The following is a 7,920-nucleotide window of genomic DNA, read 5'->3' on the forward strand; positions in this document are numbered from 1 at the left end:
GACGCTCGACGGTCCGTCGCTAGGGAAGGCCGATGGCACTCATACCGCCCCGGGTCAGCCGGAGAGCACGCTCACGAGTCCGGCGTGACGCGTGGCGCACTGCGCTTCCCATTCTTGTTGTTGGCTGCCTCGTCTTGAGTGTAGTGGTGGTAGCGGGAGGCTCCGCGGTCCGGCGGGACGTCGGGTGCGGACTTTGCCACAGGGGGCATGTCGCCGCCAACCGGGATTCCGCTCACCAAGGACTCAGGTGCGCCGAGTGCCACGCGTCTCCGGGCGCGGCTGGTATAGTGGCGGACGGTTTGCGTTCGATCAGGTGGCTTTCCGTCTCGCCGTTTCGCGAGGCGAGGCCTGGCTTTGCGCCTGAGAGAGCGTGCCGCGAGTGTCACTCGTTCGCTCTGACGTCGACAGTGACGACGTACGTACGTGTGCGCCACGCGGACTTCGCCGAGGAGCGGTGCGCGAGATGCCACGCGGGGACAGGTCACCGAGTCGACGCCGAGCGCCGTTGGTACGCCGGACCGCTCATGGAAGATTGCACCGGGTGTCATCGAGTCTCCGGGACCAACGTTGACGCGTGCTACGTGTGCCATCCTCCCGGCCTCACCCGGCAGCGCCCGGAAGACGAGAGAGCGACGGTGTTCACGGCGTCCCACGGCGCCGGTTGGCAGCGCGCGCACGGCATGGGCGACATGTCCGGGTGCACTACGTGCCATGTCCCCGCCGACTGCGCGAAATGCCACGGGATCCCTCTCCCGCACCAGCAGGGGTGGCAGCGCGTCCACGGCGACGGCCTGACCGAGCCGGTTCGCGAGCGGTGCTCGGCGTGTCACGATCCCCAGTGGTGCACCGATTGTCACGGGGTCGAGATGCCGCACGGCGACGGTTTCCTCCCAGCGCACGGGGGTCTTGCCGAGGGGCTCGAGGACGTGTGCTACCGATGTCACGTCGAAGCATCGTGCGCGCAGTGTCACTACAGCGCCGAGCACAACCAGACGCCCGGTGTCGACTATCACTTCGGGGCGGGTGATCCCCAGTGATTGACCAACTCATCGCCGACATCATTCTCCGCGTACGCAGCGGCTTGCTCGTCTTTCAGCAGCAGATTCCCCGGATAATCGAGGATCCTCGGGCTTATCCGAGAGAAGCGATGCTGCTGGCGGTTCTCGTGGTACTCGTCGGCGTATTCATCATCCTTGTGCTCTACGCCATGTGGGAAGCGTACCTCGATCAGCGGGAGCGCCGACGGCTTGGCGTTCGCGTGCGCAAGGTGCGGCGGTGGCGCGTGCCGGCGACCGCGTTCGTCGCTCTCGTTTTCGGCCTCTTCGTGGTATCGCTCGCGCCGATGGCGCCACAGGCCGGCAGCGCGTGCGGTGTGTGTCATGCCGTTCGGGGCGCCGTGGACAGCTGGAACGCGAGCGCTCACAATCGCACGTCGTGTTACGGGTGCCACGCCGCGCGCGGTCCGCTCGGCGCCATGGCCGCCTCGGCGGGAGGGGCCGTCCGGATCTTGAGCTCCGCCCAACGCGAGGGCCGAGTCTACGAGGGCTCGTGCCTGGCGTGTCATCGTTCGATAGTTGACAGCGTCGTTGGCGCGTCCGTCCGGATGCGCCACGCCGACGTGATTGAGGCGCGGATGTCGTGCATCGAGTGTCATGGCAATGTCGGTCACTACTCCGCTGATGAGACCTCCGAGCCGCGACTACAACGCAACCGGATGTCGCTGTGCCTAACGTGTCACGACGATGTGAAGGTCACCTCGGAGTGCGACACGTGCCATGAGGGCAGGCCCTTCGACATCGCCTCGGCGCCAGCGGGAACGATGGAGACGCCGATGGCGGTCACGTGCAGCGGGTGCCACTCGGACGTGACCCAGGCCGCGTGCGTTGAGTGTCACGGGCTCGAGATGCCGCATCCGCGACCGGAGTTCCTGAGAGTACACGCGGGGATGTCATACCGGCAGCCGTCGCTGTGCACGCGTTGCCATGAACTTGCCGAGTCGGCTCAAGATCAGGCGTGCGCGTGTCACGACCAGGATGTCAACATCCACGGCACGTACAGCGAGTGGTTTCCGAGTCATGGTCCCATCGCACGTCAGAACGGCCCTGGCGCGTGCATGTGCCACGATGACGGGCGGTCTTGCGGGAGGTGCCACGACGTGTACCCGTTTTAGGTTCTGAATTGTTGGAGATTTCACGAAGGTTTGCCGTTGCTGTTGTAGGCGGTACCTGGGATTGGTAGGATACGCGGCGGGGTATCACATCCGGCGCGATGATCAGCACTCCGTCATGCACTGGCCGTCTGAGCACGTGGAAGAGGTGGGAACGTTGGCACCTGCAGCGCCAAAGGTCCGTCGCGTATCAGGCGGTCCGAGCAAAGTGACGTACGGTCTTCTCGGCGTCGTGGCCGTGCTAATCGTCGTGGTGGGCGTCTTGCTTCTCGGCGGTGACCTGTTCAATCAAACACCGCAGAACGATCTCGAGCGCGACCACCGGATGCTGGTGGAGGCGCTAAGAGACAACCCGGACAATCCCGGGGTACTCATGACGCTTGCCGAGGTCGAGTACGAGATGGGCCGCAAGCGGGATGCGATGGACCGGGCCGCGCGCGCGTCTGAGGTGGCGAGCGCCACGCCGGGAATCAACGTCCGCTACGCGCAACTTCTCATGCTAGAGGAACGCTTCGAGGAGGCGGAGGCAGCGGCGAACAAGGAGATCGAAATCGCTGGGACCAGATCGGGTCACCCTTACTTCATCCTCGCGCAGGTCCTGCGCGCGCAAGGACGGCTCGACGAGGCGATTGCGCAGGTTGAGATCGCCATACGTATCGACTACTACGCGGCTGACATGAAGATCCTCTACGGCGACATGCTGGTCGAGGCTGATCGGAAAGACGAGGCGATCGATCAGTACAATGAGGCGCTGCGATACCTGCCGGACGACCCGCGCATCGTGAAGGCCCTTGAATCGCTCGGCGTCACGGTCGCACCCTCTGACGGGTCGAACCCGCACGCGCCGGTCGGTCCGAGCGAAGAAATGACGGTGCCTGTCGACGAGTTGATCGACGGACTTTTCGAGAATCAGCAGCCGTAGCGCACGCGCGCTTGAAAGGAGCACCCGTCACATGAGCTCGAACAAGCGTCTGGCGATAGTACTCGGGGTTATCTTGCTCCTCATTCTGGGCCTCGCTGTCTTCTATCTGTACCTGCAAGGCGGAGCGACCGAGCAAGGCGAGCAAGAGCACACAGCTGAGGACGGACTCATCCCCATCCGTTCGATCTACGCGTTTGGTGAGCGCAACATCCGTCTCCCCGTGGGCGTAGGGGCCGATGACAACGGGGGGTTCTTCGTCACCCTGCGCGACTCGGCCGCTGTGGTCGAGTTCGACCGGAGCGGTGACTACGTTCGTCACTGGGGAGAGCGCGGCACGCAGGCGGGTCAGTTCCTCGTGCCTCTGGGTGTGGCCGTAGACCGCCTGGCGGGCCACGTCTACGTGGTGGACCGGGGCCGTCTCCGGCTGATTTGCTTCAACGAGTCCGGGGAGTACCTCTGGGAGGTTCCTATCTTGCGCCCGATCTCGGTGACCGTCGCCGCGAACGGGGACGTCTATGTGACCGCCGAGGGGGAGATTCTCCGCTTTGACAGTGAAGGTCAACTATACGTTGATGGTTCGGTCGGCACACGGGGCAAACTGCCTGGCCAGTTCGACTACCCGCGCAACGTGGCGGTGGCCGAGGACGGTTCGGTATTTGTGGCCGACACCAACAACACCCGCATACAGCGCGTGCGGATGGAAGGACAGTTCACCGCGGCGGTGGATTGGGTGCGCGGTGAACCGCCGCGCTTCCAGGACGATCCTCAGGTCACCTACGTAGCGCCTTCCGGCATTGCGCTTTCAGCGGGCGACCGGCAGGTAGTGGTGATCGACGGGTTTGGCCATCGGATCGAGATGCTCAATCCCGCGACTGGCGAGACGCTCACTGACTTTGGCGGGGAGCGCCGCGGCGGTGGCGAGGGGATGTTTAACCTGCCCACCGGTATCACGCACATGTACGACGACTACTACGCTGTCACCGACACATACAACGACCGCGTGCAGATCATCCGCCTTCTTGCCCCCGATGACCGCGGGCCGTTCAGTATCTACCCGTGGCTGAAGTGGCTCCCGCTCCTCTTGCTTCTGCCGCTTCTTGGTCTGCTGGGCCGCAAGCGGGTCTTCGCGACGCGCGAGGCGCTTGCCAGGGCGGTCGAGGAGGGCGATATCCGGCTCATCGCGGGGGTGTTCCGCAAGATTCACGTGCTTCCCCTGGTCGCCGAGGAGTACGCGGACGTCACCGAAGGAGAGGTGCGTTTGGGTGACTACCTCGTGGTAGTTGAGCCGCCGAAGCGGGACGATACTCCCAGCGGAGGCGCGGACGTCCCGGATCCGCTCGCGCCTGAGGAGCGCGAGCTCCTCGAGGTGTCGCGCACGCGCGGCATGAGGCGCGCGCTCTTCCCACGCGTGCGCATCTTCTGCGGTGAGGCCAAACAGCTCGAGCGCTTCACCGAGGCGGGCGCGAAGGTCCTCGACTACGACGAGGTCAAAGGCGAGTACGTGGTCGCGGGCGAGGAGCCGGCGGCCAAGACGTAGGCTGCCGCGCGATGCGCGCTGAGCTGAATAGCTACAGTACGGAAGGCCCCGGGACCGTCGTCCCGGGGCCTTCTTACCGCCTGCCGTACACGCGCGTCGTCTGCCGCGCCGCGCCGTCTGGCATAAGGAAAAGCGATCAGCTTGATTTCAGGCAACGTCCGTTGACCGATTAGTGAAACGAATATCGAAATCGCGTTGAGTACGGTCATAGATGAGCGTATGCTGTACGCGTTCCATGCACCGCGATAGTGGGACGACACATGTCCTGAGCGGTGGATTCTCGTCAGGAGAGGAGGTGTGAACGATATGACGAACATTTGCACGATCTATTTCAGGGAGGTAAGGGAGGTACGTACTGTGAAGAGAGCACTCATGTTAGCCGTGCTCACGGCCGCTGTGCTTGCCATCGCGGCTTCTCCGGCGCTCGCCGAGGGCTACAACGATGGCGGTTGGAACTACACGTCGCAGGAGGGTACCGCGACGTATGGTCGCGATTCCGGCGTTTACGTGCGCAATCCCGTCGCCGGCACGGATCAGATCCAGACACCGTATTCCAAAGGTCCTCATGGGGGTTATACGACGACAACGAACAAGTGTCAGGACTGCCACTCGACCCACTACGCGCTCGGTAGCTACATGCTGCTTCGCGCCAACGACCGCGAGAACGCTTGTACGTTCTGTCACGCGGGCGGCGGCGGATCGTCCATCAACATCCAGATGGACAACGACTACGACGCGGATGGCGTCGTAGCCTCAGAGACGAATTACGCTAACGTTGGCCACACGCTTGGTTACAGCGGAAAGGCTCCAGTCGACATCCAGCCCGCGTTTGAAGACGCCGCTGGCCTGGCGTGTTTCAGCTGTCACTCTCCCCACGGCAACTCGGCTCGCACAATCGAGGTGCTCGCCAATCCGGGCGCTGCCATGGATGTGTGGATCGACCGTGGCGGCACCCCCATCGCGGGGGTCGCTGGTCCGCTCTACAACGGCGTTGTGACCGAGGTCTACACGGGCTCCGCAGGGGCTCAGAGAGTCTTCGGGACGAACATCGATGGAACCGTGAACGCGGCCCACGCGACCTACAAAAGCACGCTGCTCATAGACACGGGTCCGCTTGCCGGTTTCTACGACCTCAACAAGAGCTCGGCTTCACCGCCGACGTCTATTTGGGGACCATCTCCGTGGGCGAGCAACATCGTGTCCCGCGGCACGAGCGGCGCGGCGTTCGCCCGCCCGATCTTCGTGGATAATCGCTGGCTGCTGCTCAACAATCCAAACGTGAAGCGCGCCGATCGCGCCATCACGGTCTTTAGCTGGGAGCGTACTCGCGACGTAGCGACATCGATCCAGCCGTATCGCGGTGCCGTGCTCCAGCTTTCCGTTGGCGATGAGATCCCCAAGACGGTCATCCAGTTCCTGTTCCGGAAGTCGGACGGAACCGTCTACGCCGATGCGCGCGCGGATCGCACAGGTTCTGCGTCGTGGTATCGGGATCCGGACAAGATCTATCTCGAAGGTCACTGGACCCAGGCGCAGATCAACTCCGGTGCTGCCGACGGCGCGTGGATAGACATCCACGCCGATGGCGTGAACAAGCACTCCGCCGACAAGGACAATCCCATCGGCCCGGCTGACGTCAACCTTGGTCCGGATCAAGACATCGACCGCAACCAGGCGTACATGTGGTCGGACATGGGAGACGGCGGCGGCCGTGGCTTCGGCTCGGCTTCCGACTTCTGTCAGGCTTGTCACGCCGGCTCGGCGGGCTCGTCGACCCAAAAGGCGCTCGTGTATCTGTCTGACGCTGGCGGCTACGTAGAGGCGTACAGCCACGACGCGAACACTCGTCATTGAGCGCGTTCGATGCCCCTGAACCCGGGTGGTTCAGAAGGAACACCGGACGGCGCCGCTGACAACGAGGGTCCGCACTGCCGCAACTGCCACACCGGCGCCAACAGCTGCAACCAGTGCCATGGCACGAAAGCTGACGGCTCGCTTGCGTGGTACTACAGCGACCGCACCAACTTGTCGAGCAATCCGTACACCATTCACGGCAACGTGCAGGGCGCCGGAAACCCGTACCAGCCGCAGCAGTACGTGCACACCAGCGCTGTTGCGAACGTCAACGGCCAGTGCATCGACGGTGGTTTCAGCTTCCCGCACCGTACGCTCGGCGCGAACCTGCTCAAAGACGAGCTCTACGGCGTCGACTACGATGGCACGCCGGTCTCGGTGGGTGAGACCCGGAGCGTGCCAGGCTGGTTTGAGGCGTACAACTACGGAGTCGTGGACGCTTGGAACTGGCAGAGCCCGTACGCCACGGACTATCGCGAGGGAACGTACAGCGTTCTTAGCAGCGGTACGGGTAACACGTGGCAAAACGCTAACGCTCCGCGTCCGTACAGCGGCGCTCCCGCGTATCTTGGCGCTTCGACTCCGATCGAGGACGGCGCACTCGTCGAGAACCTCGACTCTGTGTGTATCGATTGCCACGGGGATGCGACGTTCTGGAACGGCGACGACACGCAGTACTACTACGAGAAGACGTATGAGGCTGGTGTCGTGAGCAAGGGTTGGGAACTCATGTGGAAGGGCCTGCCGTAAGGGGTGCCTGATCTGCTGAGATTCTAATGCTGCGCTGACTGACGCGCGTCGGGAGGCCGTCTCTGAACAGAGGCGGCCTCCTTGCTTTCAGGTTGGTTCACGCCGTTCGCCGATTCATCGTGATTAATTTCCCGAACGTTCTTGTGGTACCCCAATGGGTAGGAGTATTCTCTCTTAGAGTACCCATGGGGGTAGTGGTATTTGCGGGGTACTCACCAAAGGTCGTTCTCGGGCGGTCACACGCCCCTGATCGAGACACTCTCGTCAGGAAGGGAGGTGTATGTGAAATGACGAACATTCGCACGATCTACAATAGGGAGGTACGTACTGTGAAGAGAGCACTCATGTTGGCCGTGCTCACGGCCGCTGTGCTTGCCATCGCGGCGGTCCCCGCGTTTGCCGAGGGCTACAACGATGGAGGCTGGAACTACACGACCGAAAGTGATCTGCCGGGGTACGGGGATAACGCCGGCATCTATGTCCGCAGCGTTCAGGGCACCGACCAGGTGCAGTCGTTCGCGGGTCCTCATGGTGGTTACACGACGACAACGAACAAGTGTCAGGACTGCCACTCGACCCACTACGCGCTCGGTAGCTATATGCTGCTTCGCGCCAACGACCGCGAGAACGCTTGTACGTTCTGTCACGCGGGCGGCGGCGGATCGTCCATCAACATCCAGATGGACAACG

The 7,920-nt window shown here is 63.1% G+C and carries 7 protein-coding genes; all 7 read left to right on the plus strand.

The window, feature by feature from the left end:
- Positions 1-32: 32 nt before the first annotated feature.
- The gene (locus tag KGZ40_03550; protein MBS3956593.1) at positions 33-1,037 is read left to right on the plus strand and encodes a hypothetical protein; all 1,005 of its coding nucleotides are present in this window, start codon (positions 33-35) and stop codon (positions 1,035-1,037) included.
- On the plus strand, positions 1,034-2,170 hold the full coding sequence (locus KGZ40_03555; protein ID MBS3956594.1) for a hypothetical protein: 1,137 nt from the start codon (positions 1,034-1,036) through the stop codon (positions 2,168-2,170). The genes KGZ40_03550 and KGZ40_03555 overlap by 4 nt, the downstream gene beginning before the upstream one ends.
- 115 nt (positions 2,171-2,285) lie before the next feature.
- Positions 2,286-3,089 (plus strand): tetratricopeptide repeat protein, encoded by an 804-nt coding sequence (locus KGZ40_03560; protein ID MBS3956595.1) that lies wholly within the window; start codon positions 2,286-2,288, stop codon positions 3,087-3,089.
- Between the two features lie 31 nt (positions 3,090-3,120).
- Positions 3,121-4,626 carry an NHL repeat-containing protein gene (locus KGZ40_03565; protein ID MBS3956596.1) on the plus strand — a complete coding sequence of 502 codons (1,506 nt, stop codon included), beginning with the start codon at positions 3,121-3,123 and terminating at the stop codon, positions 4,624-4,626.
- A 357-nt stretch (positions 4,627-4,983) separates the two neighbouring features.
- Positions 4,984-6,480: a hypothetical protein gene (locus KGZ40_03570; protein MBS3956597.1), complete on the plus strand. Its 1,497-nt coding sequence runs from the start codon at positions 4,984-4,986 to the stop codon at positions 6,478-6,480.
- A gap of 9 nt (positions 6,481-6,489) precedes the next feature.
- Positions 6,490-7,230 (plus strand): hypothetical protein, encoded by a 741-nt coding sequence (locus tag KGZ40_03575; protein ID MBS3956598.1) that lies wholly within the window; start codon positions 6,490-6,492, stop codon positions 7,228-7,230.
- Between the two features lie 329 nt (positions 7,231-7,559).
- On the plus strand, positions 7,560-7,920 hold a 361-nt coding region (locus KGZ40_03580), incomplete at its 3' end, for a hypothetical protein (GenBank protein ID MBS3956599.1).

Source organism: Clostridiales bacterium, assembly GCA_018333995.1.
In the GTDB taxonomy this organism is placed as follows: Bacteria; Actinomycetota; Coriobacteriia; order Anaerosomatales; family SLCP01; genus JAGXSG01.